Annotated in this window: 16 protein-coding genes; 6 read left to right on the plus strand and 10 right to left on the minus strand. The window is 49.7% G+C overall.

What is annotated here, in order from left to right:
- Positions 1-26: 26 nt before the first annotated feature.
- The 3 genes from HMY34_RS07130 to argS are packed head-to-tail and all read left to right on the plus strand — an operon-like array spanning position 27 to position 2,612.
- Entirely contained in the window at positions 27-1,556 is a 1,530-nt protein-coding gene (locus tag HMY34_RS07130) for a methionine gamma-lyase (RefSeq protein WP_228288002.1), read from the plus strand.
- A gap of 34 nt (positions 1,557-1,590) precedes the next feature.
- Positions 1,591-2,145: a histidine kinase N-terminal 7TM domain-containing protein gene (locus HMY34_RS07135; RefSeq protein WP_202718571.1), complete on the plus strand. Its 555-nt coding sequence runs from the start codon at positions 1,591-1,593 to the stop codon at positions 2,143-2,145.
- Complete coding sequence (gene argS / locus HMY34_RS07140; RefSeq protein WP_228288003.1) at positions 2,043-2,612, plus strand: arginine--tRNA ligase domain-containing protein; 570 nt, start codon at positions 2,043-2,045, stop codon at positions 2,610-2,612. The genes HMY34_RS07135 and argS overlap by 103 nt, the downstream gene beginning before the upstream one ends.
- Before the next feature lie 49 nt (positions 2,613-2,661).
- Here argS and HMY34_RS07145 read toward each other — a convergent pair whose 3' ends face one another.
- The 4 genes from HMY34_RS07145 to HMY34_RS07160 form a co-directional block, all read right to left on the minus strand.
- Positions 2,662-5,184 (minus strand): Ig-like domain-containing protein, encoded by a 2,523-nt coding sequence (locus HMY34_RS07145; protein ID WP_202718572.1) that lies wholly within the window; start codon positions 5,182-5,184, stop codon positions 2,662-2,664.
- Between the two features lie 37 nt (positions 5,185-5,221).
- Positions 5,222-5,659, minus strand: coding sequence for a transposase family protein (locus HMY34_RS07150; protein ID WP_202715415.1), 438 nt, complete (start codon positions 5,657-5,659; stop codon positions 5,222-5,224).
- Positions 5,628-6,128 (minus strand): helix-turn-helix domain-containing protein, encoded by a 501-nt coding sequence (locus tag HMY34_RS07155; RefSeq protein ID WP_202715414.1) that lies wholly within the window; start codon positions 6,126-6,128, stop codon positions 5,628-5,630. The genes HMY34_RS07150 and HMY34_RS07155 overlap by 32 nt, the downstream gene beginning before the upstream one ends.
- Positions 6,129-6,672: 544 nt before the next feature.
- The gene (locus HMY34_RS07160) at positions 6,673-7,851 is read right to left on the minus strand and encodes a PilT/PilU family type 4a pilus ATPase (RefSeq protein ID WP_202718573.1); all 1,179 of its coding nucleotides are present in this window, start codon (positions 7,849-7,851) and stop codon (positions 6,673-6,675) included.
- Between the two features lie 52 nt (positions 7,852-7,903).
- Here HMY34_RS07160 and HMY34_RS07165 point away from each other — a divergent pair, with 52 nt between their 5' ends.
- The gene (locus HMY34_RS07165; protein ID WP_202718574.1) at positions 7,904-8,605 is read left to right on the plus strand and encodes a pseudouridine synthase; all 702 of its coding nucleotides are present in this window, start codon (positions 7,904-7,906) and stop codon (positions 8,603-8,605) included.
- Here the strand turns inward: HMY34_RS07165 and HMY34_RS07170 are convergent.
- Entirely contained in the window at positions 8,592-10,973 is a 2,382-nt protein-coding gene (locus HMY34_RS07170) for an InlB B-repeat-containing protein (RefSeq protein ID WP_202718575.1), read from the minus strand. The two genes, HMY34_RS07165 and HMY34_RS07170, sit on opposite strands and share 14 nt — an antisense overlap.
- A gap of 32 nt (positions 10,974-11,005) precedes the next feature.
- On the opposite strand from HMY34_RS07170, the gene HMY34_RS07175 reads away from it, so the two are divergent.
- Positions 11,006-12,190 (plus strand): trypsin-like serine peptidase, encoded by a 1,185-nt coding sequence (locus tag HMY34_RS07175; protein ID WP_202718576.1) that lies wholly within the window; start codon positions 11,006-11,008, stop codon positions 12,188-12,190.
- A gap of 229 nt (positions 12,191-12,419) precedes the next feature.
- Positions 12,420-13,388 carry a DDE-type integrase/transposase/recombinase gene (locus HMY34_RS07180; RefSeq protein WP_202718577.1) on the plus strand — a complete coding sequence of 323 codons (969 nt, stop codon included), beginning with the start codon at positions 12,420-12,422 and terminating at the stop codon, positions 13,386-13,388.
- A gap of 23 nt (positions 13,389-13,411) precedes the next feature.
- On the opposite strand, the gene HMY34_RS07185 is transcribed toward HMY34_RS07180, so the two are convergent.
- The 5 genes from HMY34_RS07185 to HMY34_RS07205 form a co-directional block, all read right to left on the minus strand.
- Positions 13,412-14,050: an ATP-binding protein gene (locus HMY34_RS07185; RefSeq protein WP_202718578.1), complete on the minus strand. Its 639-nt coding sequence runs from the start codon at positions 14,048-14,050 to the stop codon at positions 13,412-13,414.
- Positions 14,051-14,195: 145 nt separating this feature from the next.
- Complete coding sequence (locus tag HMY34_RS07190) at positions 14,196-14,936, minus strand: dolichyl-phosphate beta-glucosyltransferase (protein WP_202718579.1); 741 nt, start codon at positions 14,934-14,936, stop codon at positions 14,196-14,198.
- Positions 14,929-15,327, minus strand: a complete 399-nt coding sequence (locus HMY34_RS07195) for a DMT family transporter (protein ID WP_202718580.1) — start codon at positions 15,325-15,327, stop codon at positions 14,929-14,931. The genes HMY34_RS07190 and HMY34_RS07195 overlap by 8 nt, the downstream gene beginning before the upstream one ends.
- Positions 15,324-15,689 carry a DMT family transporter gene (locus HMY34_RS07200; protein WP_202718581.1) on the minus strand — a complete coding sequence of 122 codons (366 nt, stop codon included), beginning with the start codon at positions 15,687-15,689 and terminating at the stop codon, positions 15,324-15,326. The genes HMY34_RS07195 and HMY34_RS07200 overlap by 4 nt, the downstream gene beginning before the upstream one ends.
- Entirely contained in the window at positions 15,689-18,211 is a 2,523-nt protein-coding gene (locus HMY34_RS07205) for a TIM-barrel domain-containing protein (protein WP_202718582.1), read from the minus strand. Before HMY34_RS07205 ends, HMY34_RS07200 begins: the two co-directional genes overlap by 1 nt.
- Between the last annotated feature and the right edge of the window lies 1 nt (position 18,212).

Here is an 18,212-nt window from a genome sequence, read left to right on the forward strand (position 1 = left end):
TCTGTTACCCTGCGAAAGAGAACACCATGCCCTTAACGATCCCCACATTGCTCACTCAACTCGATGCCCAGCCCGACACCCTCGATTTCGCCAGCGTGATTGCCAGTATTGACGCGCATTACACCTACACGCCTCAAACCTTTCACAACGGTTGCGGCGACGATTGCATCACCAGCCCGGCGGGGACAAATGCAGGCTCGTGCAAGGTGTTTGCGTTCGGGCAATTGCACGGGCTTTCCGAGGCGCAAACGCTGGCGTGTTTTGCCGAACATTACCGCAAAGTCTTGGCAACACCGCACGAAGCTGACCATGCCAATATCCGTACTTTCCTGCGTCACGGCTGGGCGGGCATTCGCTTTGAAGGCGTGGCGTTGTCGAAAGCAGGCTTTTCCACCCGCGCCATTCACCACGCTTACGACGCTTACGCGGGTACAGGCGACTTGAATCCGCCGGTACACCTGAGTTCCACCTACACTTTCCCCACGGTGGAAGATGGCAGCGCACGGTTTGCAGGTGAGCAGCAAGGCTTTGTCTATTCCCGCGTTGGCAACCCCACCACGGTCTTGCTGGAACAACGCCTCGCTGATTTGGAAGGCGGGGAAGCAGCGTTGGTAACAGCCTCCGGCATGGGCGCAACCGCCGCTTTGCTGTGGACGCTGCTCAAACCGGGCGACGAAATCATTGCGGATAAAACGCTGTACGGTTGCACTTATGCGTTTTTTAATCACGGGCTGGCGAAGTTCGGCGTAACCATTACTCACGTCGATATGGCTGACCCCGCCAATCTTGCGGCTGCGATTAGCACGAAAACCCGCATCGTGTTCTTTGAATCGCCTGCCAACCCGAATATGCGCTTGGTGGATATTCCGGCGGTTGCCGCCATTGCCCATCAGCACGACAACTGCAAAGTGGTAGTCGATAACACTTATTGCACACCGTATTTGCAACGTCCGCTGGAATTGGGTGCGGATTACGTGGTGCATTCCGCCACCAAATACCTCGGCGGACACGGCGACCTGATTGCCGGGGCAATTGTCGGCGATGCGGAAACGCTGACCCAAGTACGCTTCTACGGCATCAAGGATATGACCGGCGCGGTGATGTCATCGCAGGATGCGTTTCTGGTATTACGCGGTCTGAAAACCCTCGCGCTGCGGATGGATCGGCACTGCCAGAATGCGCAAGCGATTGCTGAATTCCTTGCCAATCACCCCAAGGTCGAAGTCTGCCATTACCCCGGTCTGGCAAGTTTCCCGCAATACGCTTTGGCACAGCGGCAAATGGCGCAACCGGGCGGCATGGTGGCGTTTGAACTCAAGGGCGGTTTTGCAGCGGGTTGCCGTTTCATGAATGCCTTGAACTTGATCACCCGTGCGGTGAGTTTGGGCGATGCGGAAAGTTTGGCGCAACACCCTGCGAGCATGACGCATTCCACTTATACGCCGGAAGAGCGAGCAGAACACATGATCAGCGAAGGGTTGGTCAGGTTGTCGGCGGGGTTGGAAGATGTGGCGGATTTGCTGCGGGATGTTGAGCAGGCGTTGGTGTTTGCCTGAGCGCATTTCAGTGTAAGCGAGAGAAACCATCATCATGAATGATGCGGCCTTTTTGCTCTACGCACTCAGCGGCATTATGGCGATGTCGTTCGGATGGGATGGCTTCAAAAACCGTTATTTACCGATTGCCCGACCGTTTACCGCACAGGTCTATTTCATGGCTATCTTTGTCAGTTTGCGTGTGCTCGAACTGTTTGCATGGGATAATGGGCAATTGATCGGTCAGGTTTTACTGGATTTTGATTTTTTGCTGGCATCCTTAATTTATCCGATCTGGGTCTGGATGTTGCTGGAATACCAACAGGAACGGAAGATTGCCGTAACTGATTTCAGAATCCTGATCTTTCTGATTCATCCTTTGCTGCAATGTCTGCTGGTGGTTTTTGATATGGTTGCCCATGGTTATTTAAGTCGGGCGTCAACCGTTGCATTGATAGACCCTGAGCAACGGCTCGGCAGTTATCTCATTGTTCGGTATATCTATGCGTGGAGTACATTATTGCTATTAACGGTGCTTACGCTTTATCTCCGGAGTTGGGTAAGACGGAACGTCATGACATCGCTCGCACGGTTGGCATTGGCGCGGTGAAATACGCCAACCTGTCCAAAAACCGCAACTCTGATTATATTTTTAATTGGGAAACCATGCTGAGCTTCGAGGGCAATACCGCGCCGTATTTGCAGTATGCGTATGCGCGGATTAAGAGCATTTTCCGTCGCGCAGAAGAAACCCCTCCCGGCCTCCCCTTATCAGGGGAGGTGAATGTTTCCCTGCAAGAATCCGCAGAACGTACCCTGGCGATGAAGCTGCTGCAATTCACCGAGGCGACGGATAGCGTGGCGAAAGAGGGTTTGCCGAACCATCTTTGCACGTATTTGTACGAATTGGCGGGCAATTTTATGAGTTTCTATGAAGCCTGCCCGATCCTCAAAGACGGGGTGGTGGAAGAGGTGCGTAACAGCCGTTTGCAACTGGCGAATCTGACCGCACAAACCCTGCAAACCCTGCAAACCGGCTTGGGCTTGCTGGGGATTGGGGTGTTGGAGCGGATGTGATGGAATATTAAAAAAGGCCGGAGCAAGTCCGGCCTTTTTATTTCAACGTTTAAAACGTAGCAGTAGTACTCTTAAACATTACTTTTGTTTTGGCAAGTTTAAGAGTTGTTTCTACAGCGTTAGCTGACCGGTTTGAAGATCTATGCCTGACTTGCACGGTATCCCCACTCTTAACAACTCCTGCTTTCTTGATGTAGTCCCCGCCATTAATTCGGTATTCACCATTAACCACAGAAATATCGATTGGAACATTGATCCCTGTCACGGTAATGATGTTGGACTCAACTGGCGTAGCAGGTGCAACCCCTGTTGCTTCAGTAAAACTGACACTATCAGGGGAAATGTCAAATACAAGTGTGGTACTCGTAAACTTCAGCTTCGTCTTGCCGAGTATGAAAGTAGTGGTTACTGACTTTTCTGACTGCTTGGAAGATGTATGTCTTACTTGCACTATATCGCCATTTTTGATGGTGCCTCTTGCCCTTTTGGTATAGGGACTACCATTAAGACTGTATTCACCACCAGATATGGAAAATCTGCTCTCAGCACTCAGGCCACTAATCTTGATCTTGTCAGATTCCACCGTAACATTGGGTTGTACATTGGTTTTATTAATGAACATTGTTCCCAAATCATTCACAGTGACACTAACTGTTGCTGCATCAGAACCTTCATTCCCATCAGTAATACTGTAGCCAAAACTGTCCACACCTACAAATCCCGCTTTAGGCGTGTATGTGACCGTGCCATCGGCATTGTTTTTGATAGAACCGCCTTGAAGCGAAGCAGAATCTACCGTACTAATAGTAATGGTGTCTTCGTCCTCATCCACGTCATTGGACAATACGCTGATGGTCACTGGTGTGTCATAACCAGTTGTAGCTGTATCATCATTGGCCACAGGTGCATGGTTAACAGAAGAAATTACCTTCGCTGAAACCATTGATGTGGCAATAGCGTTCTGTCCGCCAGTAGCTGATAGCGTAATACTTGCATCATGTTGACCCGTAGACAGATTAGTGAGGTCAACCGACATGGTGATTGCTGCTCCTGCTTCCATAATGACCGGGAAACCAGTTGAGGTATTCGCGGTAAAATCGCTAGAACTCACATTTGAACCAGTCAATACACAACGTGCTGCTCCTGTATTGGTTACAGTAAGCGTTTGTGGGCTGGGCGCTGCTGGCAGTATTGTATCAGGGAATGCCACATCATTTACTGTCAGTGTGCAAGGCACAAAACCAACAAACTGATTAATGGATGGCGTGTTGATCTCTGCAATGGTATCCAGTGATAGTGTGGAATCACCATACAATAAGAAACCACCTAAAATGAAAGGTTCATCCATCGCATTCGGACCAATTTGGGAGGCATCGAATTCCAACGTCAGTGTGCCATCTCCCGGAGAAACCGTTCCACTATTTGCCGCCTGGGATACTTGAATTCCCGCTGAATCATAGAGAGATGCTGTCCATTCATAGTAAGCATTCGACGCATTGCTAGAAACCACCGGGATAGAAACTTGGATACGATCTAACATACCATCACTATTGCTATCAATGGCGTTACTGGTTACTGGCTTACTTGCGTCAATAGAAACTGCATCATGCTGGAATGAATTCACTGCATAACTGGATGTTGTATAAGTCATTGCACCTGCATCAATCAGCTTTGAAAAGACTTCATCTGAATAAGAATACAAAATCAAATTTTCGATCGTGTATGGGCCATCTTCGCCAGTAGCATAAATGCTTTTTCCATCAAACAGCAGGTCAATCGAACCTGTCCCGGCACTAAGGTCAGCTTCTGCCGAGGCATCAATGGTTTTTCCTGATGATGTCCGCAATGTTCCTGTCAGGCGGTAATGCATAGCATCATCCACTGTTATTGGAACCGTTACCTTCAAGCTATCATATAGTCCGTTCGTAGGGTTGGAAACACCGGCATCAGCGGTTGGAGAGCCGATTGCATCCTTGCCTTGTATGACATTTATTGATACGCCTGCGTAACTGGTACGCCCGCTGTATACAACTTCAATTTGCCCTTCATAGATTCCTTCCGCTGGGAAGTTCACTGATGCCGAATAAATACCTGATCCAGTTTCTGTTAAAGCAATGTCCCCACTAGCAAGTTTCAAAGTAGCTTGAGCACCTTTAAGTGGGCTAGAACCATCTTGCAAAGTAACTGCTACAGTTCCGTTATGCCCCGCTTTCAAAATACCTGGCGCTTGTGAGAATGTCCCTGACAAACTATTTGCATTATCAATCACTAATGCAGAAATATTTGCTTGACTATATGAGCCAGTATTTGTAATTGAGTATGAAACACTCCAAGTACCTTCTACCGCACTTGCCGCATCTAATGTCAATACAGTTTCGTTACCGAAAAATCCCTCTCCTTGTTCTATAGTAATGCCATTTGCTGATTGAACGATAGAACCATCGGGTCTCTTGAAAACGGCTGTAAATTCTGCATTCTCACTAAAAACCAATACTGTAGAAGGCTCGGATTTGTTCAGCCAAAATTCAAGACTACCCACACTGCCAGAGGTAATTGTTGAACTATTAGACATTATTCCAAAATCTCAACTTATTGATGGTTAAATGAATTCAGTAGTTTTTGATTCGCATGGCAGTGCGCAAATTGTGCAAACCACAAGCGATTTCCATCACTAAATCATCAAAATCTTCCACGTAGTTGCGGAAAATATCTTTGACGCACCGACACCGTTTGATACCGCTGTTCACATGTTCAATGACCACCCGAATGCTAGAAATGGCACGATTATGCGCTTTATCCTTATCACTCAAGGGTTTACCTCGTGGCTTTTTCTTGGGTTGGTGGACAACTGCCCCGTCACCCGAATTATGCCCCAGATAGCCCAAATCCCGGTAAATCTCATACCCTTCTGGCACTTTCACGCCTTCCTCATCCGCGATACGTTTGTCATGGTCTTTGCCGCGTCGTGTTTCTCCCAAGTATTTGATTTCACGATCTTCTAAGCCTGCTATTATGTTATTCTTCACCGAATGGAATTTTTTTTCCACTGTAGTATTCCTCCTGAACCCCAAAGTCAGTCGGACGTTGGATACGGCGTTCTGTCGCATCCAAGCCCAGCGCTTGCGGCATTTCATGCGAAAGGCGTTCCAATACCTCTTCGGGGAGTCTGGCCGGGGAATGTCCCATGCTTTTTAAGCTCGACTGCAAAACGGGACACAGGCGATGTATCCACCGATTGGCTAACCCTTGGGACATATTGAAGGAGTAGCCCAACACTTCTTGCAGTGGGTAAGTCTTCAAATAATACAGAATAAAGAACAACTTATCTTCGATCGTTGTCAGGTTGCCGGGGCGACCTCGCTTCGTTTCACTCTCATGACCATCAACAATCAACTGCGCCGTGTATGCCCGTTGAAAATGGGGCAACAGTTTGGTGAATTCACCCAGATCTATGCCTGTCATGGCGCGGAAGGTTTTGCTCTTGCCTTTGAGCGCATGGTAGCTGTACTCTGTCATGGGTGTTCCGTTCCCTTGGTGAAAATGATGATCATAGGTTGTAGCGCATTCCCGTTGATTTTTCACATGATTTGTTGACTAGGGACAAGTGCGAGATTTTGGAATAATGTCTAGTATTATCGGAGGCTTCACTTGGTTCAAACGGTGACGTGCGAGGGCCGGTAGCTGACGCAACGGCTTTAGGCAAATTGCTGTGTCCTGACATCTGCATTTGCTCACGGTCTGTGAGAGCCATAGCAGGCAAGCTACTGATAATGGATAAGAATAGCAGAATCCATATAAGGTATTGAATAGTAAGGCTTTTGGTTTGATGCCCCGAACCAAATATATTGGTATGAGGCCAGATATTCCTGTTGACAGAAATCATAGTGCAAATCCCCCGTTAGACGATTAATGAAGTATAGTAATTAACAAGTACCGTTTATCACCATAACAGAAAGCGTGTAATGACGGGTTTACATTTGATAAGTTTTTTTGATTGATTTTTCGATCAACTAATAATGATCAATTGATAGAATAAATTGATCATTGTGCGGAGAGTGAGTTACGTCAACTCCACTTCCGGCTTCGGCTGTAACGACAGTTTCGCCATGAAATCCTCATCTGCCACCTTGGGCTTTGCCTCTGGCGCAGGTGCGGCAGCCGTCGGACGCGGCTTATTCAAATTCCCCGACAGGTTGATCTTCAGCTTCAAGTTGCTAGGTGAATCGGCATTGCGCAAGGTTTCCGCCAGTGAAATTTGCCCAGCCAGATACAGTTTGTAGAGGTGGCTGTCGAAGGTTTGCATCCCCTGTTCTTCGGACTTTTCCATGATTTCTTTGATGGCGTGAACGTCGCCTTTCATGATCAGGTCACGCACCATTGGTGTGCCGAGCAGGATTTCGATGGCGGCAACGCGCTTGCCATCCACGGTGGGGATCAGGCGTTGCGAGACGAAGGCTTTGAGGTTGAGGGATAAATCCATCAGCAATTGGTGGCGGCGTTCTTCTGGGAAGAAATTGATAATGCGGTCGAGCGCTTGGTTGGCGTTATTGGCGTGCAGGGTGGAAAGGCACAGATGCCCGGTTTCAGCGAAGGCTAGGGCGTGTTCCATCGTTTCTTGGGCGCGAATTTCGCCGATTAAAATCACGTCGGGGGCTTGGCGCAGGGTGTTTTTGAGTGCGTCTTCGTAGCTGTCGGTGTCAACGCCGACTTCGCGCTGGTTGATGATACATTTTTTGTGGGGATGCACGTATTCCACAGGGTCTTCGATGGTGATGATATGCCCGTCTGCACTGGCGTTGCGGTGGTCGATCAGGGCGGCGAGTGAGGTGGATTTGCCCGAACCTGTGCCGCCGACGAAGAGGATTAGTCCGCGTTTTTCCATGATCACGTCTTTCAAGACTTGCGGTAAACCGAGTTTGTCAGCGTTGGGGATGTCGGTTTTGATATTGCGGATCACCATTGCGATTTTGTGGCGCTGCTTGAATATATTGACGCGGAAACGCCCGATGCCTTCTTCGCTGATGGCAAGGTTCATTTCCGGTTTCTTTTCAAACTGTTGCTGTTGTTCAGGGTTCATCAATTCGTAGGCCATCGCTTTGAGTATTTCCGGCGTCATGATCACTTTATCGACGGCTTTGAGTTTGCCTTGGAATTTGGCTTTGGGTTCGAGATCGGCGGTCAGGTACAGGTCGGAACCGTCGTAATGGGCGAGGATGCGTAGATATTCTTTGAGTTTCATGGGTGTTGCCTTTATTGTTGTTGGTTTTTTCCAGTATAGCAGTAACCCTATCATGCGTTTAGATCAGTTCGTCAGTCAGTCCGCCGCGCTCACGCGGGTGGATGCACAAAAAGCCATTCGGTGTGGATGGGTGGAGGTGGATGGTGCGCGTGTGACGAAAACGTCTACGCACATTGAGCCGACCACGGCGGTAGTGACGTTGGATGATGCGCCGCTGACCTTGCCAGGGGATATTTATCTGATGTTGCATAAACCCGCAGGCGTGGTGAGTGCGCGAGAAGACCCTGAGCATCCCACGGTGTTGGATTTGATTGATCATCCGCACCGCAAAACGCTGCATGTGGTGGGGCGGCTGGATAAAGATACGACGGGTTTGTTGTTGCTTACCAATGATGGTGATTGGTCGCACCGGATTTCTGCGCCGAAACACCATGTGCCGAAAACCTATCTGGCGACGTTGGCGTGGGAATTGTCGGAGGCGGGGGCGCAAGCCTTGCGTGCTGGAGTGCAATTGCATGGGGAGAAGGGGCTGACCAAACCGGCGGAGGTGGAGGTTTTACCGGAGAATCAGGCGCGGATTACGATTTCTGAAGGGAAATACCATCAGGTGAAGCGCATGTTGGCGGCGGTGGGGAATCGGGTGGAAGCGTTGCATCGGGAGCGGATTGGTGGGCTGGTGCTGGATGTGGAACTCCCGCCGGGTGAGTGGCGGGAGTTGACGGTAAGTGAGAACAAGCTACTTACTGGGATGTAAATTCAGCCGATACATTTTTCGTTTCTGATAGGGTTGTTTTGCAGGTGGTTTTTGTCCCTGAACACCCTTCCGACCAAGCAACAAATTTCTTGCCTTTATCTGCCTTGGCTGTCAGGGTGACTTTGGTATTTTCCAGAAAATCTTCTGTGCAGTCAGCGCCACAATTGATACCGGCTGGTTGGCTTTTGACAGAGCCAGTACCTGTACCTGTCTTGGTGACACTCAGATTGAATAATGGTGTGAAGTTGGCAGTGACATTTTTAGCTGCTGTCATATTGAGGCGGCAAGTATTGGTTTTATTGGTACAGGCATCTGACCAGCCAGTGAACTGGTAGCCGTCATCTGCTGATGCAGTTAGGATCACGCGAGTATTGGGTAGGTAGCTTTCGTCACAATCGGTTCCGCAATCAATACCTGTTGGTGCACTGGTGACATTGCCACCCTTCGCGTTTGTGACGGTTAGTTTGTGGGTGATTAGGTTGAAATCGGCAGTGACATCAGTGACACCTGCTACTGCTACCGTACATATTCTGTTGAGGCCACTACAATTTCCTGACCAGCCGGTAAAGACGGAATTGCTGGCTGGTGTAGCGGTTAATTTGATAGTTTGTCCGTCTGTTGCATAAGTTTCATTGCAATCAGTACCGCAGTTAATGCCTGCTGATTTGTTAGTATCTGAAAATATTCCCCTGACAGTGCCAACCCCTTCCCCGGTCTTGCTGATATTGAGAGTAGACGACTCGGAAAGCGTTGTGCTGGTAAAGGTATCCTCAATTCCACCGACGTTTAGGATGGTGTCCGTCTCAACCGCATAGTTAGCAGATGAAGTATGGCGTACTTTAACCTTATCACCATTCTCGATAGTGCCATCTCCATCGGTATATATGCCATTATTGATGCTGTATTCTCCATCCGACACCGTGATATTGGTCGTGGTGTTAATGCCGCTAATGGTTATTTCATCCGATTCAATCACACTGGAGAGTGCAACGTTAGATTGATCGGTAAAATGGAAATTGGAAGGGGTTGTGTCTACTCCTGTCTGCCGGAAGTTAGCTACAGTAAAAGCGACATCATTCAATACGCGATGATTATCTGCCGTTGATTCATCACCCATCGGTACAGTATTTTTTAAAATATTGGGATTAGAAAAATATTGTAGGCGTTGGCAGTTTTTCCCTTGTGCTTCACACACACTGTTGTATGCCATAATGGTGCGCCAGCTATCCGCAGGATAGGCGTACCCATGAGCATGTGGATAGGGAACCTCTTGTGGTTCTACATAGGTGTCATGATTTAATCCCATGTTATGACCTAACTCGTGTCCAAAACTGTAGTATCCAGTTGCACAGTCTTTGTCTACAACATTGAAGCCCCAATCCGCAAAAGCTGGGGAAATGGAATCCATCAGCCAAGCTATTCCACAGTAGTTGCCACCATTTTTTACCCAGAAGCTCACTAGGTCAGCTTTGTGGGTATTTCTGAGCGTATGAATACTGTCCAAACAATTATCATTAGATTCAGTAATACAATTTAGATCAGTTTCTAGGTTGCCAGATTCTGCATAAGACATTTCCTGGGTGTGGACTAGCCTGAGTTGTGGTGCAACCGCGCTTTGCGTATACGCATGGTTGGTTTCTGCAATAGCCAAGTCAATCAGTGTCTGCATGGCTGCTGTACCCCCAACGGCTGAACTTGCGTCATCACTGTAGACGACCATCACATCAATCATTGTGCCATCGTCAGCGTGTGCAGGATCTAATGCTGGTGTGGTAAGGCGTTTTGGTGATGGAACCGGTACGGAGGGTTCATCTTCGGGATATTTTGTCACATCAATTTCCTGAATCGCATGGATATCCCTGTCAACAAAGCGGAGATGGTAACGTTTTGTACCTGCTGAGGTGATATTACCCGCTATGTTTTCCCCATTAGCCACGATGATAACTTGACTCAGTGGTTTGTTTTGTAAATGCCCTATCCAAACGATACCTCGTGGGGTTTTTTCAGTGCGTTCATGTACGGCAACGACATTGGTATCGTCAAAGAGGTTGAGTGTTAACAAGGGAGCAGTAGAGGTCAGTAAGTTCTTATCAACTTTGACAAAGCGTGATCTGGTTACGGTATTACCGGGTGTGTAAGGCATATCCCCCAGCGCGGGCGGTGTGAAAAATAAAGCGGATGGTGGAGAGTTATTTGCCCACACACTGCTTGATATGAAAATAATCATAAATCCCAATGCTTTGAGATGACGCATCGTCAGTTTTAGCAAAATACTCATCGTATTATTTCCCCAATTTTTGTCGAATCCTGTTCCTGTAAAATAGTATATTTCTATTGACTCATCAATATTTTTTGTAATATTAAGCATTCATTCACTTTTCTTATAGGGATGGGGGTTTTATGAAAGGTTTATCTTATGTGTTGTTATGCGGCAGCTTTGTAGTGACTTCATCGGCATTAGCGGGTGAAGTGGTCAGCGTGGATAAAAAGGGTTCATTGGCAGTTGCCAAGCTGGGGAGTAAGGATTCAGCATTGGACTATGCCAATGCTAAACCTATACCCCTGCCTGAGGCATCCAATCGACCTTCTAGGTCTCTGCCTGTAACCGGGGGGGCTGCCGACCTTGCACCGAAAAAATCGCGTGTTATTCCGGGTGGGATGGGTGATGGAAAAGAAACACCTGTCCAGTTGTTCACGGATAAGGTTGGTGATCAAGGAATGGGAATGTCATTGGATAGCCCAGGATATGGGTATGAGTATAGTGAGGATATTTTACCGTTTTCAACCTCACGGGTTGATATCCAGAAAGTTAAGCCTGCTCACCCAACGCAACTTTCCAAATCTTACCCTTACTCGGCGGCAGGCAAGCTGTTTTTCAAGGTTGATGGCGATACCTACGTGTGTTCAGCATCCTTGATTCGACCAGGTTTAGTAGTGACAGCAGCACACTGTGTAGCTGGTTTTGGTGAAGACCGATTCTATGATAACTTTGAATTTATTCCCGCTTACTACAATGGCAAAGCGCCTTATGGCAAGTGGACAGCTGAGGATGTTGTTGTTTTCAGTAGTTATTTGCAGGGTACAGCTAACTGTATTGATGGAGTCGTTTGTGATAACGATATAGCTGTCATGCAAATGAAACCTGCTGGCAAAACTTACCCTGGCAACAAGGCAGGTTGGTATGGCATCGGTGTAGATGGTTACAGTTATCTTGATGGGATTGTGCAGATTACCCAGCTTGGCTACCCAGTTTCCCATGATCAAGGAAAGCTGATGCAACGAACCGATAGTGTGGGTATTGTTGATAGCGACAATATTGACAATACTTATATTGGTTCTCGCCAAACAGGTGGTTCAAGTGGTGGGCCGTGGTTAGTCAATTTCGGTCAGGTCGCATCGTTAGGCCAAGGTATCAATGTCGGTTACGATGCTTGGTCAAATGTCGTCGTTGGTGTGACCAGTTGGGGTTGGGGGAATGGTAATGTATACAAAGCACAAGGCGCATCACCATTCACTAGTGATAATATTCTACCCCTAGTGGACTGGTTCTGCCCAGAAGGTGATACCAGTAAATTGTGTAAGTAATGGTTGGACAGCAAAACACGACAATGCTGGTGGTTAAGATTGTCGTGTTTTCTTTTTTATTAAAAAATAAGAAAATCTTATGTATTCTCATAATAAATATAAATTAATTACCTTTACTATAAAATTATTTGATTTATAATTTATTTCAGTAGGTGAAAAAGCCAAAGTTGTAAACACATATTAATAAATGCAGATAACCATCTATTTGCTCCGAGTGGTAGTATTGCACATGGGACATGACACCGCTGTCGTTGCAGCCGCCGTTACCGTCCGCGCTGTCCTCGACAACGCTCTGAGTGCCGCCGAACAGGAACAGGTACTGACGGTACTTAACAGCGGACGCTTTGCTGACCAACCACCCGCCGAAGTGTATGCCACCTTGTTGAGTGAGGGCATCTATTACTGCTCCGTCAGCACCATGTACCGCCTCCTGCGCAAAGTTCGGCAAACCGGGGAAGGCCGTCACCAACGTCAACCCCAAACGCACGCCATGCCGTGCCTGCGAGCCACGCGCTCCAACGACGTGTGGACGTGGGACATCACCAAATTAGCGACTGAACAGCGCGGTGTTTACCTGTCACTGTACGTTATGCTGGACTTGTACAGCCGCTTCATCGTCGCCTGGATGGTCTCCCGCAAGGAGAACAGCCACCTTGCCAAACAACTGATGCAGGAAGCCAGCACCCGTTACCGCACTGGCTTGGGGGAACTCACCCTGCACCAAGACCGGGGCGCACCCATAACGGCTCACGGCTACCTCGACCTGATGGCAGAACTGGAAATCACCTGTAGCCACAGCCGCCCACGGGTCAGCAACGACAACCCCTTCAGTGAAAGCCAGTTCAAGACCTGTAAGCAACAACCCGACTACCCCGGACGCTTTGCCAGTGTCAGCCATGCGCGGGAATGGTTTGCCGACTACGTGGAATGGTACAACTTCGGCCACCAACACAGTGGCTTGGCTTTCTTTACCCCGGCACAAGTGTTCACGAATCGGGTGGGCGAAGTGGCTATCTGCCGCCACACAGCTCTGCAAACCGTTTATGAGACCAATCCAAAACGGTTCATCGACGGTGCGCCTGTCGTCAAGTTGCCGCCCAAGGAAGAGTGGATCAATCCAGCACACCCTGATGAAGCAGATGAAAATATACCGGTAAATTTTCCAACATTGACTGCCGCTAAAAAAGCCATTTTGTAGTTTTATTTTTTAACAGACTGGTCTCAATTTGCTTGACACGTTCCGCTATCGAGATTGCGGATATTGCCCATATCGTGCAAATCGCGCTCAATGTAAGTGCGAATATACGAACTGAACCACAACATGCGCGTTTTAGCGTGTGCAATCGTCTGCACTTCGGGAAACCCGCCCTTGAGCAAATGCGGCACAATATCCGTCACTTGCGCCACCGCCGGAAATGCCGCGCCAGAAAACACATGGTCGATGAAATTGAAACTGCGCCCGTACAACTCGCTGAGGTTCAAGGCATACAAATCCACAATCCCAATACGCCCCGCCAGCGAATCTGAAATGTCGCGAAAACCCTGCAAGCTGCTCGAACCTGTCAGCACAAACCGCCCCGGCGTGCGGTCAAGGTCAATCTGTTCCTTGATGGCAACGAACAACTCCGGCACACGCTGCACCTCATCAATCACCACCGGCTTGGGCAGGCTGAGCACAAACCCTTTCGGGTCAGCCTTGGCACTTTGGTAAGTAGCAATGTCATCCAACGTGACGTAGTGCTCAATCCCCAACTGCAACGCCAGCGTGGATTTGCCCACTTGCCGTGCGCCCGTGATCAGCAAGGACGGGAAATGCGCGAGATAGGCTTGTACATCAGCGGCAATATTGCGGTTTAGCATGAGCTACTCCTGTAAATCTAAGGATCATAATCCTTGAATTTACAGGAGTAGCCTTGTATCTATCAACCTCGCCGCAAACGCCACGCCACTAAGCCACCTAGCAGGAGCAATATCATCTGTGCAAGCGTGGTTCAGTTAATGAAAACTACATCGCCCGATGCAACCACCGAATCTTCAACAAATCGCTAAACATCCGCAGCGAATCCTTAATCGGGTCAACCTTAGAACCGTCCATGTGTTCCCACTTCACCGCCACTTCCTTGATTTTGAAGCCTTGCTTGCGGGCGATGTACAAATGCTCCACGTCAAACCCAAAGCCGTAAATCCGCTGCAATAACGCAATCCGCTGCGCCGCTTCCCGCCGATACGCCTTAAACCCGCACTGCGTATCTTTAATCCCCGGCACTGACAATGTGCGTACTGCCATATTAAAGATCAAACTCATCGCATCTCGATACCACGGCTTTTTTTCCACCTCGGAATCCGCCAGTTTGCGCGAACCAATCACCACATCGAAACCTTGCTCAAAATACGGCAACAGCTTCTCGATTTCCTCAATCGGCGTGGAAAGATCCGCATCGCTAAATAGCACGATGTCGCCGGATGCTTTGATCATGCCGCGTGCAATCGAAAAGCCTTTGCCGACGTTTTTGATGTTTTCCATCAACTGGCCTTCTTCCTGCTCCTTGGTTTCCTTGCCGTAGATGTCGATGAATTTCACCACTTCGGTAGTCAAATCACGGCTGCCATCGTCTACCACAATGATTTCGCTGCGATACGGCTGCTGCGAGAGGTAATCTTTCACCTTGTACAGCGAATCGGCAATCCGGCTTTGCTCGTTGTACGCCGGAATGATAATGGACAGGTAAGGTCGTTCGTTATTCATGATTATTTGCCTTCGTCGGAGTTGCCACCAGCGCCACACCCAGCATGATCAGCACAATTCCCGCTGTTTTTTCCAGCGTGAACGCCTCACCAATCCGAGGCCACAGCACCGCGCCTAAATACACCAAAATATACCCCACACTCAGTAAAGGGTACGCCACGCTCAGTTCAAAATGCCCAAGCACATAAATCCACACCAGCATTGCTATGCCGTAACACACAATGCCCGCCATCACCCACAGCACGCCAAACCACTGTTCCGTGCTCACTGAGCCAGATTGCAACGCCGGGAAAAACGCCGCCAACGCCCCCACCGACTGCATTCCCGCCTTCATGAACAATTGCCCCAATGCGCCGCAAATAATGGACGTTGCCATCAGTAGCCATTTCATAACACGCCTCCCACCAGCAGCGAGATACCTGCCATAATGAACGCCGTTCCCAACCAGCGACGCGGCGGAATGGTTTCGTGAAACAGCCAACGCGCCGCCAGCATCACCACCACGTACCCCATGCTCAACATCGGGTACGCGACGCTCAATTCCAGCTTGCCCAACACCACCAGCCACAACAGCAAGCCCGTGCCGAGAAAGAAAATGCTCAACAAAATATTACGCTTCAACAGCAGTTGCAGCGGCGAACCGCGATGCGTTGCCAAATCCTGTGCCGCGAGTTTCTGGAAAATTTGCGCCGCACTGCTGCACCCAATCGACACGACCAGCAACACGTAAACCCATGCGGGAACGTTAGCCATCACTTTTTCTCCTGCGCTGCATAGCGAATCTCGATGTGGTGCGCTTGTTTGGCTGCCAACGCTGGCAAGCGCACGTTCAAGGTATTGGAATTGCTGCGTTGCCAACCGAAGCCGGATTTATCCGCTGCGGGTACAGGCTTGCCATCCACCAGTACGGCTGCAACTTGCGCAATTTCTGCCAGCACTAACTGTACTTCACGCTGCGCTGGCGCACCTTGATAATCGCCTTGCGCCGCCTCAATCCAAACATGCTGAAGGTCAGCATCACGCTGTTGGCGGATACGGGTAGTGCGGGCTTTGCCCTGTGTGTAGGCGGTGGTTTCGCCATCGTCTTCATACAAGGTAAATGTGCTGGCTTGGCGGTGCGGGAAAACTTTCAGCTTCAATAATGCGGGTTTCTCCATGCTGCCCGGCTTGCGACCAAAGGCATCGACGCTGCTATCACCCACCTCCAACAATGGAATAATCGCCCCCGCCCGCGCATACAGCGGCAAGCGGTACAGCTTATCGTGGAACAGCGGCACATCTTCCAGCCATTCGCCTTTGCTGCTTTGCCATGCGTGGCTGTGGTAATCAAACCATTCGCCTTTGGGCAGGTAAACCCGCATGGTTTTACTATCCGGGCGCGTTTCCAATGCTGCCAGCAATTTGTCACCAATCAGCTTTTGTGCTCCCATGCCACGCAAGGTCGGGTCGGCTTCATCCGCATAAATCGCCGGAGCAATAATCGGATCGCCCACCCGATTCGCCCGATGTGCCAGCGAGTAGTAATAAGGAATCAGCTCATAACGCAGCCGCGTATTGGCAAGATTGCTGGCAATATCGCCCACTTTGTCGGGTGCGGTCTGGTAGCAATTGCACACATTATCCGCGTGCGGGCGTAATGGCAGGTCGATCAATGCGGAAACGGCAAACCAGCGCGTGTACAGTTGATCATAATCCTCTGGCTTACCGTCAAACGAATTGCGGTAAAATCCGCCGGTATCCGACCCGAAATAATCGACACCGGATAAACTCATCTGCATCTGCGCATTCAAATGGGAGGCAAGGTTTTTCAAGCGTGCCGGAATATCCCCCGACCACATCCCCGCGCCGTAACGCTGCATCCCTGCGCCACCTGCGCGTGACAACATAAACGGGCGTTGTTCGTGGTGATGACGCTGATAACCGTCGAAAATCGAGCGATGCCACAGTAAATTGTAGAGGTTATGCACATCGGCATGGCGTGTTTTACCGGGGCTGAAACCGTGATAAACCCCATCAGCGGCAAAATCCATTGGTTCGCCCAAATCCGTCCAATGCCCCAGAACTCCCATGTCCACCAGCGGTTGGCGTTTCCAGTCATGCCAGAATGCGCCCGCTGCCGGATTGCTCCAATCCAACATTCCGCCTTTGCCCCACCAGGGTTTTTTCGCCAGATACACCGGCTGACCGTCAGGCTGTTTCACCAGAAAACCTTTGTCGTGCAGCTTTTGGTGTTCGGGCAAGCCTTTGCTGATGTAGGATTCCTCAATCAACATCACCCCAAGGTGCTGGTCTTGCGCCAGTTGTTTGAGCTTGGCAGCAGGTTCGGGGAAATGGCTTTCATCCCACGTCAATTTGCCCATGCTGCTGTTGTCGGAATTATCGCGGATACCGCCAAACCACTGCAAATCCATCACCATGCCATCCAGCGGGAAAGCGTTTTTCTGCAAGGATTGGCTCACGCCTTCCAGTTCCGCCCAATCGTCGTAACCAAATTCCGACACCCACAACCCAAACAGCTTACGATTAGGAATCAGCGGCTTGCCCACCAATTGCATGTAGCCACGCCGCAAATCCGCCAGTGAATCCCCCACTCGCACGTAAAAACGCAAGTCATCGCCACCGTTTACCCCGACTTTGAACGGGTCGTGCTGGAAATCCCAATTTTGCGGGTAACTGTTATCCAGAAACAACGCCCACGGGGTCGCGTCCTTGCCCAAGGCATACAGAATCGGAAACTGGGTATTGCCCACCAAACCGCCTTGTGCATCCACCATTTGATTCCCGTATTGGCTGCCCGCTACCCGCTTACCCCGTTGTAACCAATCCCCATCGCTGATCCCCGGTGCGGGGTGTGATTGCCCTAAACCGTACAGTTGTTGGGTGTTGCCTTTTGCCATTGCCAGCGTCAGCCAACCCTGTTCACCCGTGCCGGGGCAGAACTGGCTTACCTCGCGTTGTTTGGCTTTGTCATACAGGGTTAAACAGAGTGACGCCTCATCCAAGGTCATGCGCAGACGTTTGCTTTCGCTGATTTGTTTGCCGGATTCGCGACGGCTTTCTGTTTTGAGCGGTTTTTGGGTGGCATCCAGCACGTAAGGGCTGGCGGGAAAGGCGGCTTGCTCACACGCTGCGCCCGTGCGGTAACTGGCTCGCAACCAGCCGGATTCCAACAGTTCCGCCGTCAAACATTCGGTGCCGTGACGCGCCGACAACGGCGAGGCTGCCGCTGTCCCTGCCCATAACAGCAAGAGTGGTGCTATCCAATAAATTTTCATG

The sequence above is a fragment of the Thiothrix subterranea genome (genome assembly GCF_016772315.1).
Taxonomy (GTDB): domain Bacteria; phylum Pseudomonadota; class Gammaproteobacteria; order Thiotrichales; family Thiotrichaceae; genus Thiothrix; species Thiothrix subterranea.

What these genes read in the sequence shown, in the direction of transcription:
- HMY34_RS07130 (WP_228288002.1), top strand. Translation starts at nt 27, where the DNA reads ATGCCCTTAACGATCCCCACATTGCTCACTCAACTCGATGCCCAGCCC.
- HMY34_RS07135 (WP_202718571.1), top strand. Translation starts at nt 1,591, where the DNA reads ATGAATGATGCGGCCTTTTTGCTCTACGCACTCAGCGGCATTATGGCG.
- HMY34_RS07145 (WP_202718572.1), bottom strand. Translation starts at nt 5,184, where the DNA reads ATGTCTAATAGTTCAACAATTACCTCTGGCAGTGTGGGTAGTCTTGAA.
- HMY34_RS07155 (WP_202715414.1), bottom strand. Translation starts at nt 6,128, where the DNA reads ATGACAGAGTACAGCTACCATGCGCTCAAAGGCAAGAGCAAAACCTTC.
- HMY34_RS07160 (WP_202718573.1), bottom strand. Translation starts at nt 7,851, where the DNA reads ATGAAACTCAAAGAATATCTACGCATCCTCGCCCATTACGACGGTTCC.
- HMY34_RS07165 (WP_202718574.1), top strand. Translation starts at nt 7,904, where the DNA reads ATGCGTTTAGATCAGTTCGTCAGTCAGTCCGCCGCGCTCACGCGGGTG.
- HMY34_RS07170 (WP_202718575.1), bottom strand. Translation starts at nt 10,973, where the DNA reads ATGCTTAATATTACAAAAAATATTGATGAGTCAATAGAAATATACTAT.
- HMY34_RS07175 (WP_202718576.1), top strand. Translation starts at nt 11,006, where the DNA reads ATGAAAGGTTTATCTTATGTGTTGTTATGCGGCAGCTTTGTAGTGACT.
- HMY34_RS07180 (WP_202718577.1), top strand. Translation starts at nt 12,420, where the DNA reads ATGGGACATGACACCGCTGTCGTTGCAGCCGCCGTTACCGTCCGCGCT.
- HMY34_RS07185 (WP_202718578.1), bottom strand. Translation starts at nt 14,050, where the DNA reads ATGCTAAACCGCAATATTGCCGCTGATGTACAAGCCTATCTCGCGCAT.
- HMY34_RS07190 (WP_202718579.1), bottom strand. Translation starts at nt 14,936, where the DNA reads ATGAATAACGAACGACCTTACCTGTCCATTATCATTCCGGCGTACAAC.
- HMY34_RS07195 (WP_202718580.1), bottom strand. Translation starts at nt 15,327, where the DNA reads ATGAAATGGCTACTGATGGCAACGTCCATTATTTGCGGCGCATTGGGG.
- HMY34_RS07200 (WP_202718581.1), bottom strand. Translation starts at nt 15,689, where the DNA reads ATGGCTAACGTTCCCGCATGGGTTTACGTGTTGCTGGTCGTGTCGATT.
- HMY34_RS07205 (WP_202718582.1), bottom strand. Translation starts at nt 18,211, where the DNA reads ATGAAAATTTATTGGATAGCACCACTCTTGCTGTTATGGGCAGGGACA.